Origin of the sequence: Sandaracinobacteroides hominis (genome assembly GCF_016464365.1) — a bacterium.
Lineage (GTDB): Bacteria > Pseudomonadota > Alphaproteobacteria > Sphingomonadales > Sphingomonadaceae > Sandaracinobacteroides > Sandaracinobacteroides hominis.
The window spans coordinates 302,694-326,425 of the sequence record NZ_JADCUC010000001.1; the positions used below are offsets into that span (position 1 = coordinate 302,694).

A 23,732-nucleotide genomic window follows, 5' to 3' on the forward strand; every position below is an offset into this window, starting at 1 on the left:
GCAAATAGTTGCCGGCAGCGCTCAATCGGCAATAACGCGCCGAAGTTCGTCCAGCGTGGCGATTTTCTCCCGCGGGGCGCCAGGCCGTGCACGCGAAACCTCCAGCGCATCGATCTTTTGCCAGTCGGCGAAATAGGCCACCTTCACCTTCCGCCCAGCCAGCAACGCATCCAGCCCCGCCGGTCCCGGCTTGCCGCCGCTCCGCTCGACGGCCGCCAGCCTCTCCACCAGCGCAAACCCATCCGGCCGGTTGGTGCCGATCGTGCCCGAAGGTCCCCGCCGCGCCCAGCCGACACACCACAGCCCGTCGGAAATCAGCCCGTCCACATTGGCGAACCGCCCGGCATCGGTATCATAAGGCACGCCAGGCACAGGGCTGGTGCGATAGCCAATGGCCGCCACCACCAGCCCGCAGGGAATGATCTCCGTCTCGCCGGTATCCACGGCACGGCCGTCTGCATCCAGCCGCGTCCTCATCACTTCGATGGCCTCGACACGGCCGTTTCCCAGCACCTTCAGCGGCCGGTGAAAGAAATCCAGTTGCACCACCACCCGCTTCTCCGGGTCGGGGCCGGCGGCCGCGAACTTGCGCAGCACCTCCACTACCCGGCGCTGTCCCGTTTCCAGCGCGGCATCGGCCTCCACCGGCGGGAAATCCTCCGGCCGCACCAGCGGCGTCGCCAGCTCCAGCTCGCCCAGCTCGCCCACTTCCTTCAGGGTAAAGCTCGCCTGATGCGGCCCGCGCCGCCCCAATATATGCACCCGCCGCAGGCCGGAGCGCAGATCGGGCATCAGCGCATCGCCGACAATATCGCTGTCCGAAAGCTCCCCCACCGTCTTCGCCAGGATACGCGCGCAATCGATGGCGACATTGCCGTTGCCCACGATCACCGCGCCTTCCACTGCCATCGGCGGCACCCGGTCGTGGAAATCCGGATGGCCGTTGTACCAGCCGACAAACGCCGCCGACCCCATCACGCCGGGCAGCTCGCTGCCCGGCACGCCCAGCGGCTTGTCCAGCGGCGCCCCGATCGCCAGCACCACATCGTCATAGAGCCCCGTCAGCTCCTCGACGGAAACATCCTCACCGATCGTCACATTGCCCACAAAGCGCACCCGCGCATCGGTCGCCACCGCTTCATAGCGCCGGGAAACCGCCTTGATGGATTGGTGATCCGGCGCCACCCCGGCACGTATCAGGCCATAGGGCGTCGGCAGCCGATCGATGATGTCGCACCGCACATCCTCGCCAAAGGTCTTCAGCGCAGCCTCCGCCGTATAGAATCCGGCCGGTCCCGAGCCAATGATTGCCAGTGTCCGCATGCGGTTCTCCCTCACCGCCGGAAGTTGGCGGGAAAACGCGGCCTGTTCAACCGCCTACTGCCCCGGCAGGTTCAGCACCGCGTCCAGGCAGGCATCCACCGCCTGCCGCGTCCCGGCTGTCATGCCGATGAAGGATCGCCGGGCGTCTGACGGATCGCTGCTCCGCTCCAGCATCCCCCGGTCGACCATCGCCTTGATCCAGCGCAGGCCCGTGGTGGTCGGCACGGCCGCCGCAATGCACAGGCTGGAAACGCTGACCTGCCGATTCTCCAGCCGCGCCGCAGCCAGATCCAGCAGCATGTCCCACACCGGATCGGCAAACAGGTCCGAGGGGAAGAAGCGGTCGCGCAACCGTCGCGCCCGGATATGCGCCCGAATCCGTCCCGAATCGACAGGCCGGGCCGCTTCCGCAGGCCGCCCCGCCACCAGATCGTTCAGCGCCGCCGCCACCCGTTCGGCATCGCGACGCAGCGCCGCAAACCGCTCGCCACTGTCGTAATGCGCGCCGGCGTCAGCCACCGCCGTCCCGCCCGTCCTGCCGGCTGCGTCGGCAAGCGCTCGCTGCAGCGCCTCCGGGCTTGCCGGCGCATCGACGATCTCCAGCGCATGATCCAGCAGCAATCCCGCCGCATCGGCATCCTCGGCGCCCGCCACCAGCACGATCGGCAGGCCCGCGAACAGCGGCTCCGCCAGCGCCGCGCCCAGAGCTGCATCCACCCGGTCAGCCGATACCAGCAGGATGTCGGGCATCTCGCGACGCAACGCCGCAGCGCCGTCTCCGCGCGCTTCGATCAGGCTCCACCGGGCACCCGCAAGTGCCGGAGCCGAAGCTCCCATCACCAGAACCCTGGCAACGCCATCACCGATCCGATCCAAAACGGAGCTATCATAGTCAGCCACGCGACATTCCTTACCAACTGGAAACCTTGTTATTTTCCCAGTCAGGAAAGGAAGCCGCCCTCCGGCCCCCCGATATTCCCGCCAGAGCGGACATGCCTCGGCTCAAGCTTTCGCCTCGCCTGTGCAACATGCCGCCGACCCACTTCACCGTCGCGCGTTCGGGCCGGAAAATCAACGGTGCCAGACAAAATCCCGGAAGGGGGATTGCGGCGGAGGGGGCGGGAAGGGGCGCCAGGAACTGACGGCCGCAAAGAGGCCGCACAAGAGGAGCAAGATGGGCGAAGTTCCACTGCTGCCGCCCCGGCCGTCACCACGGCACGGGGGCCGCGTTTCCGCCGACCTGGTCGGCAATTCTCCCGCCATGCGAGAGCTTCGGCAATCCATCGCTCGCGTCGCGGTAACCGAGGCCACCGTCCTCATCAGCGGCCCCTCCGGCAGCGGCAAGGAAAATGCCGCCCGCGCCGTCCACGCCGCATCCCCTCGCGCCTCCGGCCCGTTCGAGGCGGTGAACTGCGGCGCCATCCCGCACGAACTGGCAGAGGCCGAGCTGTTCGGCGCCGAAGCCGGCGCCTACACCGGGGCGCAGAAACAACGCATAGGCCGGCTCGAAGCGGCACAGGGCGGCACGCTGTTCCTCGATGAAATCGGCGACCTGCCGCTGCCGCTGCAGGTAAAGCTGCTGCGTGCCCTCGAAACCCGCAGCATAGAGCGTCTCGGCGGCGGACGCCCGATTGCCGTCGACTTTCGTCTGGTCGCCGCCACCAACGTCGATCTGGAAGCTGCCGTCGCGCAAGGCCGCTTCCGCGCCGACCTCTACTGGCGGCTCGCGGTAGTGTGGCTCGATCTGCCGCCGCTGGCTGCCCGTCGCGAGGATATCCCCGCCCTCGTCGCCCACTTCTCAGACGCGCTGCGCCAACGCCTGCACCTCCCGGATTGCGGCCGCGAAGCGCTCATCGCGCACGGCTGGCCGGGCAACCTGCGCGAACTGCGCAACCTCGTCGAACGGGCGCTTGCACATGGCGAACGCGTGCTCGACGCCGAAACCATCGCCCGCCTTCTGCACCCCCGCCGCCGCCCGATGCAGGATTGGCTGGCAGCCGCCCCACCGGCGCCACCCCCCGCGCGCGAATTTCCCATGCAGATGGCAGCGCCCATCTCGCCAATGGACCTGAAGGCGCTGATGGCCGAAGCGGAAGCCGCCCTCATCGCCGAAGCCCTCGCGGCCAGCGGCGGCACGATAGCCCAGTCCGCCCGCCTCCTCGGCATGAAGCGCACCACCCTCGTCGAAAAGATGAAGCGAATGGGCCTGAAGGCAGCCAACGAAGCGGCGTAGCCGTAACGGCGCGCTGGTGCAGCTTGGCGCGCTCCGAAAGCCTGCCACTGTCCTGCGAACGAGGTGGTTCGCCCGGCAAGCCGGAAAGATCAGCCCGGATCAGCCGCGGCCAGAGCCGTCTTTACCCGCCTAGCGCTTGGCGATCGGCACATAGTCCCGCTGCGGCGCGCCGGTATAGAGCTGGCGCGGACGGCCGATCTTCTGCTCCGGATCGCCGATCATCTCGTTCCACTGCGCCACCCAGCCCACGGTGCGGGCCAGCGCGAACAGCGCCGTGAACATGCTGGTGGGGAAGCCCACGGCAGAAAGAACGATTCCCGAATAGAAGTCGACGTTCGGGAACAGCTTCTTTTCGATGAAGTAGCTATCGTTCAGCGCCATTTCTTCCAGCTGCAGCGCCACCTCGAACACGGGGTCCGTAACCTTCAGTTCCTTGAACAGCTCGCGCACGGTCTTCTGCATCACCGTCGCGCGCGGATCGTAGTTCTTGTACACCCGGTGGCCAAAGCCCATCAGGCGGAACGGGTCATCCTTGTTCTTGGCGCGGGCGATATACTCCGGGATCCGCTCCGGACGCCCGATCTCGCGCAGCATTTCCAGCGCCGCCTCGTTGGCGCCACCATGCGCCGGACCCCACAGGCAGGCGATACCGGCGGCCATGCAGGCAAACGGGTTCGCGCCGGAAGACCCGGCCAGCCGCACCGTGGAGGTGGAGGCGTTCTGCTCATGATCGGCGTGCAGGATGAAGATGCGGTCCATCGCCCGCTCGACGATCGGGTTCACCACATATTCCTCGGCCGGCACGCCAAAGGTCATCCGCAGGAAATTCCCGGTGTAGCTCAGCGAGTTGTCGGGATAGATAAAGGGTTGGCCGATCGAATATTTATAGGCCATCGCCGCGATCGTGGGCATTTTCGCGATCAGCCGGTGGCTGGCGATCATGCGCTGCTTCGGATCGTCGATGTCGGTCGAGTCGTGATAGAAGGCCGAAAGCGCTCCCACCACGCCGCACATGATGGCCATCGGGTGCGCGTCGCGGCGGAAACCGCGGAAGAACTGCATCAGCTGCTCGTGCACCATGGTGTGGCGGCTGATGGTATGTTCGAACTTCGCCAGCTCATCCTTCGAAGGAAGCTCGCCTTCGGTCAGCAGATAGGCGACTTCCATGAAGCTGGAGTCTTCGGCCAGCTGCTGGATCGGATATCCACGGTGCAGCAGCACGCCCTCGTCGCCGTCGATATAGGTGATCGCGCTTTCGCAGGAAGCGGTCGAGGTGAATCCAGGGTCGAAGGTGAAGGCGCCAGTCTGACCGTAGAGCTTGCGGATATCCACCACGTCCGGGCCGATGCTGCCATGTTTCACCGGCATTTCCAGCGATTTGCTACCGAGGGTGATGTTCGCCTGCTCGCTCATATGATCGCCTTTCAATTCTTCCCGTCAGCACCGGAGCGCATCGCCGATGCACTCAGAGCTTTCCTCCAAGCGCATCGTCGATGCGCTCAGAGCTTATCCCCAAGCGCATCGTCGATGCGCCCAAGGCTTTCGTCGCGTCCAAGCGCTGCCATCACGGCAAAGACGCTGGGGCTGTTACCCTGGCCGGTCAGCGCCGCCCGCAGCGGGCCGGCAACCTTGCCAAGTCCGAGTCCGGCGCCCTCTGCCACAGACTTGGCTGCAGCTTCCAGCGCCTCACGCTCCCAGTCCGCCACAGCCGCAAGTGCAGTGCGAACATCCGCCAGAAGCGCCCGGCCTATGGGGTCTAGCAACTTTGTCGCGGCTTCGTCCATGGGAAGGGGGCGGTTGCGAACAAGAAACAGCGCCGATCCTGCCAACTCATTGAGGTTCTTCGCCCGGGGCTTCAACTCATCCATGCTGCGAAGCAACAGATTCCGCTCCGAGTCGGTCAGCGCGCGGCCAATGGAATCGGCAATCCGCGGCGCCGCCAGCTCCACCAGCCGGCCATTGTCGGCCTGCTTCATATAGTGGGCGTTGACGCTCTCCAGCTTCTTCAGGTCGAACCGCCCCGGCGATCGGCCGACACCGTCCAGGTCAAACAGCTTCACCGCTTCGTCCCGCGTCACCAGTTCGGTATCGCCATGCGCCCAGCCCAGCCGCAGCAGGTAATTCTCCAGCGCTTCCGGCAGGATGCCCATCTCGTCGCGATAGGCTTCCACCCCCAGCGCCCCGTGCCGCTTGGAAAGCTTGGCGCCGTCCGGCCCGTGGATCATCGGCACATGCGCATAGACCGGCCGCGGCCAGCCCAGCGCGTCGATCAGCGCCAGCTGCCGGAACGTGTTCGTCAGATGGTCGTCACCGCGGATCACGTCCGTCACGCCCATGTCGTGGTCGTCCACAACCACTGCCAGCATATAGGTGGGGGTGCCGTCCGACCGCAGCAAGACGAAGTCATCCAGCTCGCTGTTCTGCTGGCGCACGTCCCCCTGCACCTTGTCGGCGATCAATGTTTCGCCCGTTTGCGGCGACTTCAGCCGCACCACGAACGGCAGATCGGGCGTATCGGTCCGATCCCGCCAACGCCCGTCATAGCGCTGCGGCAGGCCCTTTTCCTTCTGCTCGGCCCGCATCGCCTCCAGCTCTTCGGCCGTCGCATAGCAGCGATAGGCCTTGCCCTCGGCCAGCAGCCGATGCGCAATTTCCGCATGTCGGGGCGCCCGCGCAAACTGGAACAGCGGCGGCCGGTCCGCCGTCAGCCCCAGCCACGCCATCCCGTCCAGGATCTTGGCAATCGCATCGTCGGTCGAACGCGCCCGGTCGGTATCCTCGATCCGCAGCAGGAACGTGCCGCCATGGTGCTTCGCATACAGCCAGTTGAACAGCGCTGTCCGGGCCCCACCGATATGCAGATAGCCGGTGGGGGAGGGCGCAAAGCGCGTCACCGGGCGCGGCAGGCCGGCAAATTCGGGTAGGACGGAATCAGTTGCAGGCGGCATCAAAGCATCCGAAAGCTGGGGCCGGGGTCGGCCCAAAACGAAACAGGGGCGAAAAGCGCCGGGTGGCTAGCACCATCGCACAGCTTGGGCAAAAGTCTTTCGTGCGAATCCCGTTTCGCGCGTCGTTTCAGGCCATGCTGGAGGCCGAGCGACGCCAGTGGATTCTCTTCGCCCCCGTCTGCCTGGGCCTCGGAATCGGCCTCTGGTTCCTGCTGCCGTTCAACGGCCAACGGCAGGCCGCCGTTCTCGCCGCTCTGTCGCTGGCGCTGCTCGGCCTCGCCCTTCCCGGACTTCCGCGCCGCCTGATCGTCACAGCTGGCCTGCTGGTTGCGCTCGGCCTCCTTGCCGCCGAGTGGCGCAGCGCACAGGTCGCAGCACCCCGCCTCTATCACCGCCTTACCGCCGCGCCGTTCGCGGGCACGGTCCAGCAGATAATCCAGCGCGAAGGCGGCGAGCGCGTGCAGATCGTCCTGCTGCGCGACGCCAGCAGCATCGATCCCGCCGTCCGCGTGCGCCTCACCGCCCACGAACCGCTTCCGCCCGGCGTAGAGCCCGGCGCCCGTATCGCCGTCACCGCCACCCTCGGCCCCGTTCCCGGCCCCTCGCTCCCCGGACTGCACGATCCGGCTCGCACTGCCTGGTTTCAGGGCGTCTCCGCCAGCGGCCGCATCGTCGGGCCAGTGAACCTCATCGTTCGCACGCCCGGCAGCAAAAGCTGGCTGGATCGCAGCCGCCAACACCTGTCGGCCTATATCGCAAAAGCCCTCGGCGGAGACGCCGGCGCCATCGCCGTTGCCCTCAGCGTCGGCGAACAGGGCAGGGCGCGGCCGGAGCTGCTGGAGGACATGCGAATCTCCGGTCTCGCCCACCTGCTCAGCGTCTCGGGCTTCCACGTCAGCGTCGTTGTCTCCGGTGCCTTCCTGCTGCTCCGCCGCCTGCTCGCCCTGTCGCCGTGGCTTGCAAACCGCACCTCGGTCTCCCGCCTTGCGGCAATCGGCGCCGGCCTCGCCGGCACCGCCTATGTCTTCCTCTCCGGCGCCGAATTTCCGGCGGTCCGCTCGATGATCGCCGCCTGGGTCGTGCTTGTCGCCCTGATGCTGGGGCGCGATCCCTTCTCGCTCCGCCTCATCGCTTTCGGCGCCTTTCTGATTCTGTTCGTCCGCCCCGAAGCGCTGCTGAACCCGGGCTTCCAGCTCAGTTTCGCCGCCGTCGCCGCCATCGTCGCGCTGTCGTTGACGCCCTTCGGCAAGCGACTGACCATGGCCGGACCAGAAGAGGGAGCGCTGCCCAAGGTCGGCCGCCTCCTGCTGGCGCTGATGCTCACCGGCTTCGTCGCCGAAGCAGTATTGACGCCGATCGCATTGTTCCACTTCGGCCGCACCGGGGCTTATGGCGTGTTCGCCAACGTCCTCGCCATCCCGCTCACCAGCTTCATTGTCATGCCGCTCCTCGGCCTGTGGCTCTTCCTATCCGTCCTCGGCTTGGGGGGCCTCGTTGCATGGGCGCTGATCCCGTCGCTCGATCTGCTTGCGGCGATCGCCTCGCGCGTCGCCGCGCTCCCCGGTGCCAGCCTCACGCTTCCTTCCATGCCGCTGCCGGCGCTGCTCCTGCTGGTGGGCGGCGGCCTTCCACTCATCCTGCTGCAGGGCCGGCTGCGCTGGAGCGGACTGCCACTGATCCTGACCGGCGCCGCGCTGGCGCTTTTCGCTCCCCGCCCGGACATTCTCATCAGCGCCGACGGCCGGCAGGTGGGGGTGGTGGCAGACGGCCATCTGCACACGCTGCGCGGCCATCGCGGCGGCTATCTCGCCAACAGCTGGGCCGAGGCAAGCGGCGCTCCGGCCGATCTTTCGCTAGCCAGCCTGCCGGGCGCCCGCTGCGACAGATTCGCCTGCGCGGCAGGTCTGCAGACCGGCCTCCAACTTCTCGCACTCACCGGCGAATCCCGGCCCACCCGGCAAAGCTGCGCCGGCGTCGACCTCGTCGTTTCGCCTGCGCCGCTTTCGCCCGCCTGCGTCCCGCGCTGGCAACGCATCGATCAGGCAGTGCTGAAAAAGTCCGGCGCCATCGCCATCCATTCAGGCCCGCGCCGCATGGTCAGCGTCGCCGACCGCGCCGGCGATCAGCCCTGGTCGCCGTCGGCCCTTCCCGGCGAGCGCCCGCGCCTGCTAGGAAGCCCGGCATGGACGGGCGTGATAGCGGAATAGACGAAACGCAGGCAGCAGCGCGGCTGGCAGAACTGGCGGCCGAGATCGAAGCGCACAGCCGCGCCTATTATCAGGACGACGCCCCCGCCATTTCCGATGCGGAATTCGATGCACTGGTGGCCGAAAACAAGGCGCTCGAAGCCCGCTTCCCGCACCTCGTTCGCGCCGATTCCCCCAGCAGCAGGGTCGGCGCCGCAGCAGCCTCCGGCTTCGGCAAGATCCGTCATGCCCGCCCCATGCTCAGCCTCGACAATGGCTTCAGCGCCGAAGACGCGTTCGAATTCGAAGCCCGCGTCCGCCGCTTCCTGAACCTCCCCGCCGAGGCCCCGCTCGCCTTCACCGCAGAGGCCAAGATCGACGGCCTTTCGCTCTCGATCCGCTATGAAGGTGGCAAGCTCGCCAATGCCGCCACCCGCGGCGATGGCGCCGTCGGCGAAGACGTAACCGCCAATGCACGCACCATCGCCGACATCCCGCAGACCCTTCCCGCCGACGCGCCCGAAATCCTCGAAGTCCGCGGCGAAGTCTATATGAGCTGGGAGGCCTTTGCTGCACTCAACGAGGTGCAGCAACAGGCCGGCGGAAAGATCTTCGCCAACCCGCGCAATGCCGCAGCAGGTTCGCTCCGCCAGATCGATTCCAGCGTCACCGCCCGCCGCCCACTTCGCTTCTATGCCCATGGCTGGGGGGAGATTTCCGCCCCGCTCGGCGACACCCAATATGATTCCATGCTGCAGCTGCAGACGTGGGGCTTCCCCGTCTCTGACACGCTCGTCCGCGCGCAGGGCATGGCCGAAGTGCTGGAAGCGTACAATGCGCTGCAACAGGCCCGACCAACGCTCGGCTACGACATCGATGGCCTCGTTTCCAAGGTGGACAGCCTCGCCCTGCAGGAGCGGCTGGGGCAAGTCGCCCGCCATCCGCGCTGGGCGTTGGCGCATAAATTCCCCGCCGAACGCGCCCTCACCGAACTGGCGGCAATCGACATCCAGGTCGGCCGCACCGGCGCGCTCACGCCCGTCGCCCGGCTAAGGCCGGTGAATGTCGGCGGCGTCGTCGTCACCAACGCCACGCTGCACAACGAGGACGAGATCCGCCGCAAGGATATCCGCGTCGGCGACACGGTGGAGGTGCAGCGCGCAGGCGACGTCATCCCGCAAATCCTCGGCTGGACCGGCGACGAAGCGCAGCATCTGGCCCGCGCCGAATATGCCTTCCCCGATCACTGCCCCCAGTGCGGCAGCCTGGCAGTCCGCGAGGAAGGCGAAGCCGTCCGCCGCTGCACCGGCGGTCTCATCTGCCCGGCGCAACAATATGAACGCTTCCGCCACTTCGTCTCCCGCCGCGCCGTCGACATCGACGGGCTGGGCGGCAAGAGCATCGAGGAGTTCATCGAACTCGGCTGGCTGCGTACGCCCGCCGACATTTTCCGCCTGCACCGTCACGCCGAAGAACTGAAAGCGCGCGAAGGCTGGAAGGAAAAATCCGTCCAGAACCTCCTCGACAGCATCGAGGCCCGCCGCAACATCGGCCTGGATCGGCTGCTGTTCGGCCTGGGCATCCGCCATGTCGGCGAAGTGACGGCCCGCGATCTCGCTCGCGCCACACACAACTGGCCCAACCTCGAAGCCCTGCTGGAAAAACTCGTCGCCCACGCTCCCGAACCAGCGCTGGGCGAAACCGAAGAAAAGCACTGGAAGCGCGTCGCTGCAGACCGAGCCGCTCTGGTCGGCGTCGGCGGCGTAGGCCCCGAAGTCGCCTCCGCACTCGCCGATTTCTGGAGCGAACCGCACAACCGCGACCTGGTCCACGACCTGCTCAGCGAAGTGAATCCAGCCGAAGTCCGCCTCGAAACCCGCGAATCCCCGGTCTCCGGCAAGACCATGGTCTTCACCGGAACGCTGGAAAGCATGGGCCGCGACGAAGCCAAGGCCCGCGCCGAAGCCCTGGGAGCCAAAGTCTCCGGCAGCGTCTCCGCAAAAACCGACATCCTCGTCGCAGGCGCAGACGCAGGCTCCAAACGCGCCAAGGCGGAAGCGCTGGGCGTGCAGGTGATCAGCGAAGCCGACTGGCTGGCAATCCTCAACCACCCATAAACCCGGCCGCAGGCCGGCGCGCCCGCGCAAGTGCGCGGAACCGGCACGCAGCGCCAAACCAAAGACCCGGCCGCAGGCCGCAAGCGCGACGGCGCGCCCGCGCAAGTGCGCGGAACCGGCGCGCAGCGCCAAACCAAAGACCCGGCCGCAGGCCGCAAGCGCGACGGCGCGCCCGCGCAAGTGCGCGGAACCGGCGCGGAGCGCCAAACTAAAGCGTATCGATCTGCCAGCCTCTCCCGGCAGTCTCCCGCCGAGCCCCCCGCAGCGCCGCGCGCCGGTTTGCCGGCGCCTCCTTCCGGAACAGCAGCACGGGCCATTCCGCCGTCGGCGAACGGTCGATCAGGGTCAGCCCCTGCGCCCGATAGGCGGCGATCACCTTTGTCGCCTGTGGCTGCAGCAATCCAGCCAGAATCAGGTGCCCGCCGCGCGCCACCACCGCCGAAACGGACGGCGCCAGCGCCACCAGCGGCCCGGCCAATATGTTTGCAAACACAAGATCATAGGGCGCGCGCCCGGCAATGACCGCATGCTCCACGCCCGGTGCCGCCAGCATCGTCACCGCACCCGGCCCTCGCCCGGCGCGCACGCCGTTCAGCCGCGCATTCTCAGCCGCTACCTTCGCTGCCACCGGGTCCAGATCGGCGGCCGTCAGCCGCGCCTTCGGAAACAGCTTGTGCGCAGCAAAGGCCAGCAGTCCTGATCCGGTGCCCACATCCAGCACATTGCGCTTGGCGCCACGCTTCGCCAGCCGCACCGCCATCGCCACGCAACCGGCGGTTGTGGCATGCTGCCCGGTACCAAACGCCAGACCGGCGTCGATGCGGATCGGCCACTGGCCGGGCCGCTCGGTGCCGCGATGCTCGGCCGTATGCACATGAAACCGGCCGATATCTGCCGGCTCCAGCCCCGCCTGCGACAGCGTCACCCAATCCTCATCGTCCAGCGCCTCCACCGTCGGCTCCGACCCCGAAGAGGGAGCCAGCTCAGCAAATGCCTTCAGCAGCGCGCCGTCCGGCTCTCCTTCCGCATACAGCTGCAGCTCCCAGCCATCCGCCGTCTCGGCGGCAACAAGCGTCGGCTGCGGGTCCAGTCCGGGGAAGGGCTCGTCCGCCAGCGCCGCAGAATCCGCTTCCGCCCGGCTGCACGGCAGGCGAGCCAGGAAGCTCGTCACAGATGCGCCCGGATGGTTGCAATCGCGAGGTCGCTGCGCGCCTTCCAGTCACCGGCGATCTCGGTGAACTCCACCCCCCTTGCGACAAATTCGTCGACCACGATCCGGTGAAACCTCAGCCGCTCCTCGTCCGCGCCAAACATGCGCACCGGGTCGGAAACGAAGGGCACATCGGGGATCAGCAACAGGTGCAGATCGGCACGGCTTTCCCGTTCGGCCAGTATGGGGTCCCGCTCGCCAAACAGCATCGTCGCCCAGGCCGACGTCATCACGATATCGGTATCCTCGATCAGCACCGGCGGTCTGGCGGCCGCTGCCTGATCCGCCGCGATCTCATGCCCCTCGGCGATGGCGTAATGATCCTCCAGCTCCAGGTCGCGCCGCAGCCGCTCGGTATAGGTGCGCCCGAACTCCGGTACGCTAAGGCCGCCGAAATGCGCCGCCAGATGCACACACAGCGTTGATTTTCCCACCGATTCCACACCCGAAAGCACGACACGCAGCATTCTCAAACCCCTTTTTGCGCCTGCCGCCATTCGCGCCAGCCATACAGCGCAACCAGCAGCAACACCGCATAGACGCAGCTCGTAAACCACAGCGACTGCGTTGCGTAGAGGCCGACAGAGCCGATGTTCACAAGAATCCAGAACAGCCAGGTCTCGACGCGCCGCCGCGCCTGCCAATATTGCGCCGAAAGCGCCAGCGCCGTGTTGGCGCTGTCCCAGAACGGGCTGGCCGCATCCGTCGTCCGCGCCAGCAACAGGCCGATTCCCACCGCCATCAGCACGATCCCGGCGGCCGTAGCCCAGCGCTCTGGCCGGGACATCCGCAAGACCGGAAGTTCGCCTGATTCCGCCTGTGCCCGCCGCCAGTTCCACAGCCCATACAGGTTCAGCGCCAGAAACAGGAATTGCAGCGCAAAGGCCGCATACAGCCGCGCCTCCCAGAAAACCAAGGCATAGATGCTGACCGCTGCAATGCCGAAGGCATAGTTCCACATCGACCTGCGGGCGACGAGCCAGACGTTCAGCAGCAGCAGCAGCGATGCAAAGGCCTCGACTTCCCAGCTCAATGTCTCGCGCTCCCGGCAATGCCAGCTTGTCGCCCGCCCGCGCGGGCTGCAAATCCGGGGCAAGTGAAGGGAAGGGATTCGATGCAAGGCATGTGCAAATATCGGTGGCGGCAAAGCCATGCCGCTGTCAAACCAGCAAAAAGCAGTACCCGTGCTTGATCCGATAACCGACGGCAAAGCCGCGCTACAGGCCCTCATCCAGCGCAGCAGCGGCAAGGCGGTTCAGCTGCAATCCGTGGCGGCCCTCTCGGGCGGCGCTTCCAGCGCCACCTATCGCGTCGACGCGCAGATCGATGGCAAGCCCACGCCCCTCATCTTCCAGCGCACCGCGGGCGAGGGCCATGATGGCCTTCCCCGCAGCATCCAGGCCGAAGTCCTGCAAAGGGCAGGGCAACTGGGCGTCCCGGTTCCTTCGGTCATCGCCACCACCAGTCCCGCCGACGATCTGGGCGACGGCGTCATATCCACCATGGTTGCCGGCGAAGCTCTGGCCCCGCGCTGGCTCCGCCTGCCGGAATATGCAGCCGCCCGCGAAAAACTCACCGCCCAGTGCGCAGAAGCACTCGCCAAACTGCACGCCGCGCCGCTTTCCAACTGGGGTGACCTGCCGCTCAAATCCGGCTCCGGCGCCGAGCTGCTCGAGGGGATGTTCACCTATTATCGAGACCTCGGCGTCGACGTTCCCGCCTATGATCTCGCCTTCGCCTGGCTGAAGCCGCGCATGCCGACCTCGCCCGCCACCTGCCTCGTCCACGGCGATTTCCGCTCCGGCAACTTCCTCGTCGACGAGAGCGGCCTTTCCGCCGTTCTCGACTGGGAACTCACCCATCTCTCCGTCCCGGCCGAAGATCTCGGCTGGCTCTGCGCGCAGGCGTGGCGCTTCGGCCACTGGCAGAAGCCGGTCGGCGGCTTCGGCACCCGCGAGGAATTGCTGCAGGCCTATGGCGGCAGCGTCAGCCCGCAGGAGCTCCACATCTGGGAGGTCTATGGCAACCTGAAATGGGGGATGAGCTGCCTGCAGCTCGCGCAGGACCATGTCTCCGGTCGCGTCCCCAGCGTCGAGCGCGCCGCCATCGGTCGCCGGGTCAGCGAAGTTGCCGCCGATCTCACCTATCTCATTGCCTTCGGAGAGCTTTGATGAGCCACCCCACCGCCGCCCAATTGATCGAGGCCGTGCAGCTGTTCCTGAAGGAGGCCGAAGGCGAGCTGACGGGCCGGCTGGCCTTCCACGCCAAGGTCGCCGGCAACACGCTCGCCATCGTCAACCGCGAACTGGCGCAAAACCCCGAGACGACGGAGGCAGAGGCGCTGGCCCCGTTCGGCGGCGTCGCCGCCGCCTGCGAGGACCTCCGCAACGGCCGTCTCGACCCGTCCGACAAGGCGCTGCTCCGCGCCATCCGCAAAGGCGTGCTCGCCCGCTGCGCTGTCGACAACCCGCGCTACGCCAGCTTCACGCGCCTCACAGAAAGGGAAATCGCATGAGCTTCCCCCCGGCCAACTATCACGCCGACATCGACCCCACCGGCGAGCGCGTGAAAATCCTGCGTGACGAAGGCCCGGAAGGCCCTATCGTGATGCTCAACCTGCTGAAGTTCAAGGATAAGGCCGACTATCCCGAAGGCCACCCCAACGCCGGATCGACCGGCGCCGAAGCCTATCGCCGCTATGAAAAGCTGTTCACCGAAACCGTCGGCGACATCAGCCAGGCACAGCCCCTCTACGACGGCCCGGTGATGCACACGCTGGTCGGCTCGGCGGCAGAGGGCGACTGGGACCGGATGCTGATCGTCCGCTATCCCAGCCGCAAGCATTTCCTGGCGATGATGGCCGATGAAACCTACCGCGACGGCCTCGTCCACCGCTATGCCGGGCTGGAGCGAACCATCCTCCTGCAGTGCGGCGCCAACAGCTTCGGCTGAAACGCCCAGCCATGCATCCAGCGCATGGCGGCAAATCTGACATCGATTCGCAACAACCACCTCGGCTGTTGCAAGCGCGGCCAATTCATACCAATGCACCCCGGATAAGGGGATAGAAGGGACGTTTCAAACCCATGGCCGATAGCCGACCGCTGTCACCGCACTTGTCCGTTTTCAAGTGGCGCGTGCACATGGCAACATCGATCTTTCACCGGGTAACCGGCAATGCGCTGGCGTTCGGTGGGCTCGTGCTGTTCACCTGGTGGCTGGCAGCAGCCGCGACGTCGCGCGAAGCCTATGAGACGTTCGTCAGCGTCGCCAGGAGCCCGATCGGCTGGATCGTCTGGGTTGGCCTGTCATGGACCTTCTTCCACCACCTCGTTTCCGGCGTCCGCCATCTGCTGATGGATACCGGCTGGGGCTATGAACTCGGCCTCGCCAAATCCGTCGCCACCATCACCTGGGTGATGGGCCTAGTCCTCACAGGCCTGTTCTGGGCCGTCTATTTCTACGGTCTCAACTGATGGCAACCAGCTTCAAAAGCGCATCCGGCCTGAAGAAGGTCCGCGGCCTCGGCTCCGCCAAGTCCGGCGTTCACCACTGGTGGCTGCAGCGCGTCACCGCTGCCGGCAATTTCGTGCTCGGCCTGTGGTTCGCCCTGTCTCTGCTGCTGATGCCAAATCTCGATCACGCCAGCGTGGTGGCCTGGATCGCCCAGCCGCTGGTCGCGGTGCCGCTGATGCTGCTGATTCTCTCGGCCTTCTGGCACGCCCGCCTCGGCATCCAGGTGCTGATCGAGGATTATGTCCATGCAGAGGGGCTGAAACTGATCAGCGTCCTCGCCCTCAACTTCTTCATTCTGGGCACGGGGGCGGTCGCGCTCTTCTCGGTCGCCCGCATCGCCTTCGGAGCTTAAGATGGCGGAAGCCTACAAGATCATCGACCACACCTACGATACCGTGGTCGTCGGCGCCGGCGGTTCGGGCCTGCGCGCCACCATGGGCTCGGCCGAAGCCGGCCTGAAGACGGCGTGCATCACCAAGGTGTTCCCCACCCGCAGCCACACGGTCGCGGCGCAGGGCGGCATCGCCGCCAGCCTCGGCAACAACTCGCCCGATCACTGGACCTGGCACATGTACGACACCGTGAAGGGGTCGGACTGGCTGGGCGACCAGGATGCCATCGAATATATGGTCCGCGAGGCGCCCGCCGCAGTTTACGAGCTCGAGCACGCAGGCGTTCCCTTCAGCCGCAACGCCAACGGCACCATCTATCAGCGGCCGTTCGGCGGCCATATGCAGAACATGGGTGCAGGCCCGCCGGTGCAGCGCACCTGCGCTGCGGCCGACCGCACCGGCCACGCCATGCTGCACGCGCTCTACCAGCAGAGCCTGAAGTATGACGCGGACTTCTACATCGAGTATTTCGCCATCGACCTGATCATGGAAAATGGCGAATGCCGCGGCGTCATCGCCATCTGCATGGCCGACGGCTCGATCCACCGCTTCCGCAGCCACGCCGTCGTGCTGGCAACCGGCGGCTATGGCCGCGCCTATTTCTCGGCGACGTCCGCCCACACCTGCACCGGCGACGGCGGCGGCATGGTGCTGCGCGCCGGCCTGCCGCTGCAGGATCTGGAATTCGTCCAGTTCCACCCGACAGGCATCTATGGCGCCGGCGTCCTCATCACCGAAGGCGCGCGCGGCGAGGGCGGCTATCTCACCAACTCCGAGGGCGAGCGCTTCATGGAGCGCTATGCGCCGTCCGCGAAGGATCTCGCTTCGCGCGACGTCGTCTCCCGCTCGATGGCGATGGAAATGCGCGAAGGCCGCGGTGTCGGCCCCAACAAGGATCATATCTTCCTGCACCTCGATCATATCGATCCCAAGGTGCTGCACGAACGGCTTCCGGGCATCACCGAAAGCGGCAAGATCTTCGCCGGCGTCGATCTCACCCGCCAGCCGCTCCCCGTCACGCCGACCGTGCACTACAATATGGGCGGGATCCCCTGCAATTATCACGGCCAGGTCGTCACCAAGGTCGGCGACGATCCGGAAGTGGTGGTCCCCGGCCTGTTCGCCGTGGGCGAGGCCGCCTGCGTATCTGTGCACGGCGCCAACCGCCTCGGCTCCAATTCGCTCATCGATCTCGTCGTCTTCGGACGCGCCACGGGCCTGTTCCTGAAGAATAATCTGAAGCCGAATGCCGCACACCGGGCACTCCCGGCCGATGCAGCCGATCTCGCGCTCACCCGCGTTGATCGCTATCGCAACGCCAAGGGCGGCTCGCCCACGGCAGAAGTTCGGTTGCAGATGCAGCACACCATGCAAAAGCATGCGGCCGTCTTCCGCGACAGCCAGCTGCTGGCCGAAGGCGTGGTGCAGATGGCCGAGGTGAACAAGCGCTTGGCAGATATCGACCTGAAGGACCGCTCGCTCATCTGGAACACCGACCTGATCGAGACTCTGGAGCTCGACAATCTGATGGCACAGGCCGTCTCCACCATGGTCAGCGCGGAAAACCGCAAGGAAAGCCGCGGCGCCCACGCGCACGAGGATTATCCCAACCGCGACGACGCGAACTGGATGAAGCACACCATCAACTGGTTCGAAGGCTGGGGCGGCAGCGGCGGCGCGGTAAAGATCGATTACCGCCCCGTGCACGAGTTCACGCTGACCGAAGAGGTCGAGTACATCAAGCCAAAAGCTCGCGTTTACTAGGGCGCGGGTTTACTAAGGGTCGGCACATGGCAGAATTCGCACTCCCAGCTAACAGCAAGATCACCGGCAAGGGCATCAACTACCCCGCGCCCGCAGGCGCCACGCGCACGCGCACCTTCAAGATCTATCGCTGGAGCCCCGACGACGGGCAGAACCCGCGCTACGACAGCTACACCATCGATCTGGACAAATGCGGGCCGATGGTTCTGGACGCGCTGATCAAGATCAAGTCCGAGCTCGATCCCACGCTCACCTTCCGCCGCTCCTGCCGCGAGGGGATTTGCGGCAGCTGCGCGATGAACATCGACGGCACCAACACGCTGGCCTGCACGATGGCCATCGAAGACGTGAAGGGCGACGTGCAGATCACCCCGCTGCCGCACATGCATGTCGTGAAGGACCTCGTGCCCGACATGACGCATTTCTATGCGCAATATGCCAGCATCAAGCCCTGGCTGCAGACGGTGACGCCGGAACCGGCGCTGAAGGAGCGCTCGCAAAGCCCGGAAGACCGCGAAAAGCTCGACGGCCTCTACGAGTGCATCCTCTGCGCCTGCTGCAGCACGTCCTGCCCCAGCTACTGGTGGAACTCAGACCGCTTCCTGGGCCCGGCGATCCTGCTGCAGGCCTATCGCTGGCTGGCGGATTCGCGCGACGAATATACCGGCGAAAGGCTGGACGCGCTGGAGGATCCGTTCCGCCTGTATCGCTGCCACACGATCATGAATTGCGCGAACGTCTGCCCCAAGGGTCTTAACCCGGCGAAGGCGATAGCAGAGATCAAAAAGATGATGGTAACGCGCGCGGTATGACGGCCGCGATTAGCGCAAAGCGCTAACTCGCGGACTCGTCATCGCGCGGCGGCCGGCGGAATCGGCGATCTCTATCGCCGATCCGTCCGACGAATCGCGGCTACGCCGCGCCTTCCTTCTTTCTCCACTTCCAAAAAACCGGCGCGGACTCGGCGGGTCCCCCGCCGGCCGCGCCCAACCGCCCAAACTCAACTTGCCGAAACACCCCCACCCAGCCAAACTCCCAAAAACCCAAAGGGGCAGGGCACATGCGCAAGAAACTCACCACCCTCACAATCCTCACGCTCGCGGCAGCCTGCTCAACTCCCCGCAGTTCCCCGCCGCCAGCGCCGCCGCGCCCGGCCCCGGCGCCCGGTCCGGCCCAGCTCAGCCCGATCCACCAGAATCTCGATCCGCTCGACACCGTCTGGCACGTCCGCGCCGGCCTCAACGTCGCCGCGCTTTCCTGCGTCCAGCAGCAGGGCGCAGAGGTGGTCACCGACTACAACCAGTTCCTGAAGGCGAAAAAGGCGCTGCTTGCCGAGGCCTATGAAGCCCTCTCCGCCAAGTACAAGGCAAAGGGCGGCAACTGGCAGCGCGCGCTCGATACCGACATGACGAAGCTCTACAACCACTTCGCCTCTCCCACCGCGCAGGCCGGCTTCTGCGAGGCGGCGAAGCAGGAGGTAAAGCGCGCCATCGCCGCGAACCCGGACGCCGCACAAGCCTGGGCGACAACAGCACTCGCCAACTTGGACAAGCCGTTCACCACGCCGCAATTCGCCGCCCGCTCCGCGCCCATGGGTCTGATGTCGGCGCCGGCCGCTCCCGCCACCATCCCCGCCGGCTGGCGCATCCAGCTCGGCGCCTTCGGCAGCAAGAACGCCGCGCAATCCGCCTGGCAGCAGATCAGTTCCCGCAGCGCCGAAATCGGCGGCCTCACGCCCCACTTCGAACCGGTGCCCGGCAAGCCCCTCACCCGTCTGCAGGTAAAGGGGGTGGACAGCCAGTCGGATGCCGTTCGCCTGTGCGCCCATGCAGCGGCAGCCGGGTTCGATTGCTTCCCGGTAAAGTCGGCAGCCGCGTGAACTGACACAATGAGCGACAATTTCGGCGAACTGTGCAAAAACATCGTTAACCCGAAGTAAGTGCCCATTAATATTTTGCCGAATTTGCGACAGTTTCCAGCCCAACGATAATCACCCGCAATCGGGGGGTCGCATCTGGTTGGTTGCTTCCGCGGCATTGCCGCATGTCTGCGGGCCGCGTTTTCGCCCCTGCAAGGAAATGGGGCAGCCCGCACCGGCTTGCGGCCCTCGCATGCCGCCGCTAGGCCGGTGGCATGCCTGCACAACTCGTAGAAGAAGGTCCGTGGAAGGGCTGGAAAGCCTGGCACGCCAAGCCAGAGGGTCGCTTCGTCGACGGCCTGGGTGACGTCTATTACCGCGATGAACCAACACAGGATGGCCGGCCCGGCATCCTCGCCTGCATCGAAACGTCGCGGCGCCATGCCAATGGCCTGAACTATCTGCACGGTGGCTTCCTGATGGCCTTCGTCGATGTCGCGATGTTCGCCACCATCCGCCACATGCTGCAGCAATCGGCCGGCGTCACCCTGCAATGCTCCACGGACTTCATCGGTGGGGGCCAGATCGGCAAGGTGCTGGAAGGGCGCGGCCATGTCGTCAAGGAAACCGGCAAGCTGGTCTGGGTCGCCGGCACCCTCACGCAAGACGACGGCGCCACGCTCATCTGCCAATGGCACGGCATCCTGCGCAAGGTTCCCCGGAACCGGTGAGCAAGGTCCGCGCGGCCTATGACGCCCTGATATCCGGCGGCGAGCTCAGGCCCGATCCGGCACAGACAGCGCTGGCCGATCGTCTCGACGCGCTTGCGACCAAACTGGAAAGAAAGCCACGCACGGGCTTCCTGGGCCGCCTGCTGGGCGGAAAGCCGGCGCCTGTCCGCGGCCTCTATCTCTGGGGCGGGGTAGGGCGGGGCAAGTCCATGCTGATGGACCTCTTCTATACCCACGCCGACGTCCATCCCCGCGTCCGCATCCACTTCCACCAGTTCATGCTGGAGACGCACGCCCGCATCCACGCCGCGCGGCAGAGCGATCCCGGCGACCCGATCCCGATCGTCGCCCGGCAATGGGCCGAGGAAGCGCGCCTGCTCTGCTTCGACGAGCTGCAGGTCAACAATGTCGCCGACGCGATGATCCTCTCGCGCCTGTTCACCACCCTGCTGGAGGGCGGCGTGACCATCGTCGCCACCTCCAACCGTGCCCCAAAGGATCTCTACAAGGACGGCCTCAACCGCGAGCTGTTCCTGCCCTTCATCGCCCTGCTGGAGCGCGATCTGGACGTTGTGCCGCTCGACGGCCCCACCGACTATCGCCTGCATCGCCTCGGCGGCATGCCGACCTACTATACGCCCAACGGCCCCGCAGCCACGCAGGCCCTCTCGGACCTGTTCTTCCGCCTCACCGATTTTCCGGTGGAGGACCGCGATCGTGTCCCGAGCGAAGATCTCGGTGTCGGCGGTGGCCGCATCCTGCACGTTCCCAAATCCGTGAAGGGGGTCGCGGTCTTCTCCTTCAAGCGCCTCTGCGGCGAGGCGCGCGGTGCTGCAGACTATCTCGCCGTCGCCCGCGCCTATCACACCGTCATCCTTGTCGGCGTCCCCGTGCTCGGCCCGGAGAACCGCAACGAGGCCAGCCGCTTCGTCACCCTCATCGACGCGCTTTACGAATGGCGCTGCAAGCTGCTGATCGCCGCCGACGCCCCCCCGGAAAAACTCTACCCAGAGGGCGACGGCCGCTTCGAGTTCGACCGCACGGTTTCGCGGCTGATGGAGATGCAATCCGCCGACTATCTCGCCGAAGGCCACGGCTTGCGCGTCTGACGCCCGAGTCGTCTCGGCAGCCTCCCACAAACTGTTTGCTCCCCTAGCTTCACTTAGAGGGCAAGCGCGGTTGACGCCGCGGAACCCCCAAGTCTATCGGCTTCGCGAGAGAGCGTCCGCCAAGCGGGCGACGCATCATTCGCAGTTTCCAACACCTGAAGAGGTCTCCCATGGCACGCAGCAAGATCGCCCTCATCGGCGCCGGCAACATCGGCGGCACGCTCGCCCACCTGGCAGCGGCAAAGGAACTGGGCGATGTCGTCCTGTTCGACGTGGTCGAGGGCGTGCCGCAGGGCAAGGCGCTCGATCTCGCCCAGTGCGGCCCGGTCGAAGGCTTCGACGCCAACCTCAAGGGCACCAATGATTACGCCGACATCGCCGGCGCCGACGTCATCATCGTCACCGCCGGTGTCGCCCGCAAGCCGGGCATGAGCCGCGACGACCTGCTGGGCATCAACCTGAAGGTCATGAAGGCCGTCGGCGAAGGCATCGCCGCCAACGCGCCCAACGCTTTCGTCATCTGCATCACCAACCCCTTGGACGCGATGGTCTGGGCGCTGCGCGAATTTTCGAAGCTGCCGCACCATATGGTCGTCGGCATGGCCGGCGTGCTGGATTCGGCCCGCTTCCGCCACTTCCTCGCCGACGAGTTCAAGGTCTCCGTGAAGGACGTCACCGCCTTCGTGCTGGGCGGCCACGGCGACACGATGGTGCCGGTGGTCGAATATTCCACCGTCGCCGGCATCCCCATCCCCGATCTCATCAAGATGGGCTGGTCCACCAAGGAACGGATCGACGCCATCGTCCAGCGCACCCGCTCGGGCGGCGGCGAAATCGTCGGCCTGCTGAAAACCGGCAGTGCCTTCTATGCGCCCGCCACCAGCGGCATCGAGATGGCGGAAGCCTATCTCAAGGACAAGAAGCGTGTCCTGCCCTGCGCCGTGAACCTCACGGGGCAATATGGAGTGAACGACCTCTATGTCGGCGTCCCCTGCGTGATCGGCGCCGGCGGCGTGGAAAAGGTCGTCGAAATCGAACTGACCGCAGAAGCCAAGGCCAATTTCCAGGTCTCGGTCGACGCCGTCAAGGAACTGCTGGTGGCCTGCAAGGCCATCGACCCGTCGCTGGCATAAGGGGATAACTCCATGAATATTCACGAATATCAGGCGAAGGAACTGCTCGCCAAGTGGGGCGTTCCCATTCCCAAGGGCATCGCCGCCTTTTCCGTCGAGGAAGCCGTTGAGGCTTCCAAGCAACTGCCCGGGCCGCTTTATGTGGTGAAGGCGCAGATCCATGCCGGCGGCCGCGGCAAGGGCAAGTTCAAGGAACTGCCCGCCACCGCCAAGGGCGGTGTCCGCCTTGCGAAGTCCGAAGAAGTCGGCCTCGCCGCCGCTGAAATGCTCGGCAACACGCTGGTGACGATCCAGACGGGCGAGCATGGCAAGCAGGTGAACCGCCTCTACATCACCGACGGCGTGGACATCGCCAAGGAGTTCTACCTGGCGTTCCTCGTCGACCGCGCCACCGGCCGCGTCGCCTGCGTCGCTTCCACCGAAGGCGGCATGGACATCGAAACCGTCGCCCACGACACGCCGGAAAAGATCCGCACCTTCACCATCGATCCGGCGACCGGCTGGGGCGCCCACCACGGCCGCTCGGTCGCGGCTGCGCTCGGCCTCTCGGGCGATCTGGCGAAGCAGGCGCAAGACACCGCCGCCAAGCTCTATGCCGCCTTCATCGGCACGGATGCGTCGCAGATCGAGATCAACCCGCTCGCCGTCACCGACGATGGCAAGTTGATGGTGCTCGACGCCAAGGTCGGCTTCGACCCCAACGCGCTCGGCCGTCACCCCGATCTCGTCGAACTGCGCGACCTGACGGAAGAAGACCCGGCCGAAGTCGAAGCGTCGAAGTACGACCTCGCCTTCATCAAGCTCGATGGCAACATCGGCTGCCTGGTGAACGGCGCCGGCCTCGCCATGGCGACGATGGACATCATCAAGCTGAACGGCGCCTTCCCGGCGAACTTCCTCGATGTCGGCGGCGGCGCCGACAAGGAGAAGGTGACGAACGCCTTCAAGCTGATCCTCGCCGATCCGGCGGTGGAAGGCATCCTCGTCAACATCTTCGGCGGCATCATGCGCTGCGACATCATCGCGGAAGGCATCATTGCAGCCGCCAAGGAAGTGAACCTCGGCGTTCCCCTCGTCGTCCGCCTCGAAGGCACGAACGTGGAACTCGGCAAGGAAATCCTCGCGAACTCGGGCCTGCCCATCGTGAGCGCCGACGATCTGGGCGACGCAGCCCGCAAGATCGTCGCTGAAGTGAAGAAGGCGGCCTGACCC

Annotated in this window: 22 protein-coding genes; 15 read left to right on the top strand and 7 right to left on the bottom strand. The window is 66.0% G+C overall.

Features of this window, described 5'->3' with window-relative positions; translation table 11 throughout:
* Positions 1–21: 21 nt before the first annotated feature.
* Together IM784_RS01605 and IM784_RS01610 are read right to left on the bottom strand one after the other, a co-directional pair.
* Positions 22–1,323, bottom strand: a complete 1,302-nt coding sequence (locus IM784_RS01605) for an FAD-dependent oxidoreductase (RefSeq protein ID WP_199553538.1) — start codon at positions 1,321–1,323, stop codon at positions 22–24.
* Positions 1,324–1,377: 54 nt separating this feature from the next.
* Entirely contained in the window at positions 1,378–2,223 is an 846-nt protein-coding gene (locus IM784_RS01610; protein WP_199553539.1) for a helix-turn-helix domain-containing protein, read from the bottom strand.
* A 274-nt stretch (positions 2,224–2,497) separates the two neighbouring features.
* On the opposite strand from IM784_RS01610, the gene IM784_RS01615 reads away from it, so the two are divergent.
* On the top strand, positions 2,498–3,556 hold the full coding sequence (locus tag IM784_RS01615) for a sigma-54 interaction domain-containing protein (RefSeq protein ID WP_199553540.1): 1,059 nt from the start codon (positions 2,498–2,500) through the stop codon (positions 3,554–3,556).
* A gap of 129 nt (positions 3,557–3,685) precedes the next feature.
* Here IM784_RS01615 and IM784_RS01620 read toward each other — a convergent pair whose 3' ends face one another.
* Together IM784_RS01620 and gltX are read right to left on the bottom strand one after the other, a co-directional pair.
* The gene (locus IM784_RS01620; RefSeq protein ID WP_199553541.1) at positions 3,686–4,969 is read right to left on the bottom strand and encodes a citrate synthase; all 1,284 of its coding nucleotides are present in this window, start codon (positions 4,967–4,969) and stop codon (positions 3,686–3,688) included.
* 86 nt (positions 4,970–5,055) lie between these two features.
* Positions 5,056–6,504, bottom strand: a complete 1,449-nt coding sequence (gltX, locus tag IM784_RS01625) for a glutamate--tRNA ligase (RefSeq protein WP_199553542.1) — start codon at positions 6,502–6,504, stop codon at positions 5,056–5,058.
* Positions 6,505–6,605: 101 nt separating this feature from the next.
* On the opposite strand from gltX, the gene IM784_RS01630 reads away from it, so the two are divergent.
* Positions 6,606–8,711 (top strand): ComEC/Rec2 family competence protein, encoded by a 2,106-nt coding sequence (locus IM784_RS01630; protein ID WP_199553543.1) that lies wholly within the window; start codon positions 6,606–6,608, stop codon positions 8,709–8,711.
* Positions 8,687–10,807 (top strand): NAD-dependent DNA ligase LigA, encoded by a 2,121-nt coding sequence (ligA, locus tag IM784_RS01635; protein ID WP_199553544.1) that lies wholly within the window; start codon positions 8,687–8,689, stop codon positions 10,805–10,807. The genes IM784_RS01630 and ligA overlap by 25 nt, the downstream gene beginning before the upstream one ends.
* 208 nt (positions 10,808–11,015) lie before the next feature.
* Here ligA and IM784_RS01640 read toward each other — a convergent pair whose 3' ends face one another.
* From IM784_RS01640 to pnuC, 3 genes are read right to left on the bottom strand one after another with little or no spacing between them, the layout of a single operon-like run.
* Entirely contained in the window at positions 11,016–11,978 is a 963-nt protein-coding gene (locus IM784_RS01640; RefSeq protein WP_199553545.1) for a 50S ribosomal protein L11 methyltransferase, read from the bottom strand.
* Entirely contained in the window at positions 11,975–12,484 is a 510-nt protein-coding gene (locus IM784_RS01645; protein ID WP_199553546.1) for an AAA family ATPase, read from the bottom strand. The genes IM784_RS01640 and IM784_RS01645 overlap by 4 nt, the downstream gene beginning before the upstream one ends.
* Before the next feature lie 2 nt (positions 12,485–12,486).
* On the bottom strand, positions 12,487–13,113 hold the full coding sequence (pnuC, locus tag IM784_RS01650; protein WP_199553547.1) for a nicotinamide riboside transporter PnuC: 627 nt from the start codon (positions 13,111–13,113) through the stop codon (positions 12,487–12,489).
* An 88-nt stretch (positions 13,114–13,201) separates the two neighbouring features.
* Here pnuC and IM784_RS01655 point away from each other — a divergent pair, with 88 nt between their 5' ends.
* From IM784_RS01655 to sucC, 12 genes are all read left to right on the top strand, one after another.
* Positions 13,202–14,188, top strand: coding sequence for a phosphotransferase family protein (locus tag IM784_RS01655; protein WP_199553548.1), 987 nt, complete (start codon positions 13,202–13,204; stop codon positions 14,186–14,188).
* Positions 14,188–14,532 (top strand): DUF6285 domain-containing protein, encoded by a 345-nt coding sequence (locus IM784_RS01660; protein WP_199553549.1) that lies wholly within the window; start codon positions 14,188–14,190, stop codon positions 14,530–14,532. The genes IM784_RS01655 and IM784_RS01660 overlap by 1 nt, the downstream gene beginning before the upstream one ends.
* Entirely contained in the window at positions 14,529–14,969 is a 441-nt protein-coding gene (locus IM784_RS01665; protein WP_199553550.1) for a DUF1330 domain-containing protein, read from the top strand. The genes IM784_RS01660 and IM784_RS01665 overlap by 4 nt, the downstream gene beginning before the upstream one ends.
* A 134-nt stretch (positions 14,970–15,103) precedes the next feature.
* The gene (sdhC, locus tag IM784_RS01670; RefSeq protein ID WP_199553551.1) at positions 15,104–15,493 is read left to right on the top strand and encodes a succinate dehydrogenase, cytochrome b556 subunit; all 390 of its coding nucleotides are present in this window, start codon (positions 15,104–15,106) and stop codon (positions 15,491–15,493) included.
* Positions 15,493–15,885, top strand: coding sequence for a succinate dehydrogenase, hydrophobic membrane anchor protein (gene sdhD / locus IM784_RS01675; protein ID WP_199553552.1), 393 nt, complete (start codon positions 15,493–15,495; stop codon positions 15,883–15,885). Before sdhC ends, sdhD begins: the two co-directional genes overlap by 1 nt.
* Position 15,886: 1 nt before the next feature.
* Positions 15,887–17,689 carry a succinate dehydrogenase flavoprotein subunit gene (sdhA, locus tag IM784_RS01680; RefSeq protein ID WP_199553553.1) on the top strand — a complete coding sequence of 601 codons (1,803 nt, stop codon included), beginning with the start codon at positions 15,887–15,889 and terminating at the stop codon, positions 17,687–17,689.
* A gap of 26 nt (positions 17,690–17,715) precedes the next feature.
* Complete coding sequence (locus IM784_RS01685) at positions 17,716–18,501, top strand: succinate dehydrogenase iron-sulfur subunit (RefSeq protein ID WP_199553554.1); 786 nt, start codon at positions 17,716–17,718, stop codon at positions 18,499–18,501.
* Between the two features lie 248 nt (positions 18,502–18,749).
* Positions 18,750–19,568, top strand: coding sequence for an SPOR domain-containing protein (locus tag IM784_RS01690; protein WP_199553555.1), 819 nt, complete (start codon positions 18,750–18,752; stop codon positions 19,566–19,568).
* A 254-nt stretch (positions 19,569–19,822) separates the two neighbouring features.
* Positions 19,823–20,278, top strand: coding sequence for a PaaI family thioesterase (locus tag IM784_RS01695; protein WP_199553556.1), 456 nt, complete (start codon positions 19,823–19,825; stop codon positions 20,276–20,278).
* Entirely contained in the window at positions 20,275–21,387 is a 1,113-nt protein-coding gene (gene zapE / locus IM784_RS01700; protein WP_199553557.1) for a cell division protein ZapE, read from the top strand. Before IM784_RS01695 ends, zapE begins: the two co-directional genes overlap by 4 nt.
* A 170-nt stretch (positions 21,388–21,557) precedes the next feature.
* A complete protein-coding gene (gene mdh, locus IM784_RS01705) occupies positions 21,558–22,520 on the top strand; it encodes a malate dehydrogenase (protein WP_199553558.1) in 963 nt (320 codons plus the stop codon).
* Positions 22,521–22,532: 12 nt separating this feature from the next.
* The gene (gene sucC / locus IM784_RS01710) at positions 22,533–23,729 is read left to right on the top strand and encodes an ADP-forming succinate--CoA ligase subunit beta (protein WP_199553559.1); all 1,197 of its coding nucleotides are present in this window, start codon (positions 22,533–22,535) and stop codon (positions 23,727–23,729) included.
* The last annotated feature ends 3 nt before the right edge of the window (positions 23,730–23,732 follow it).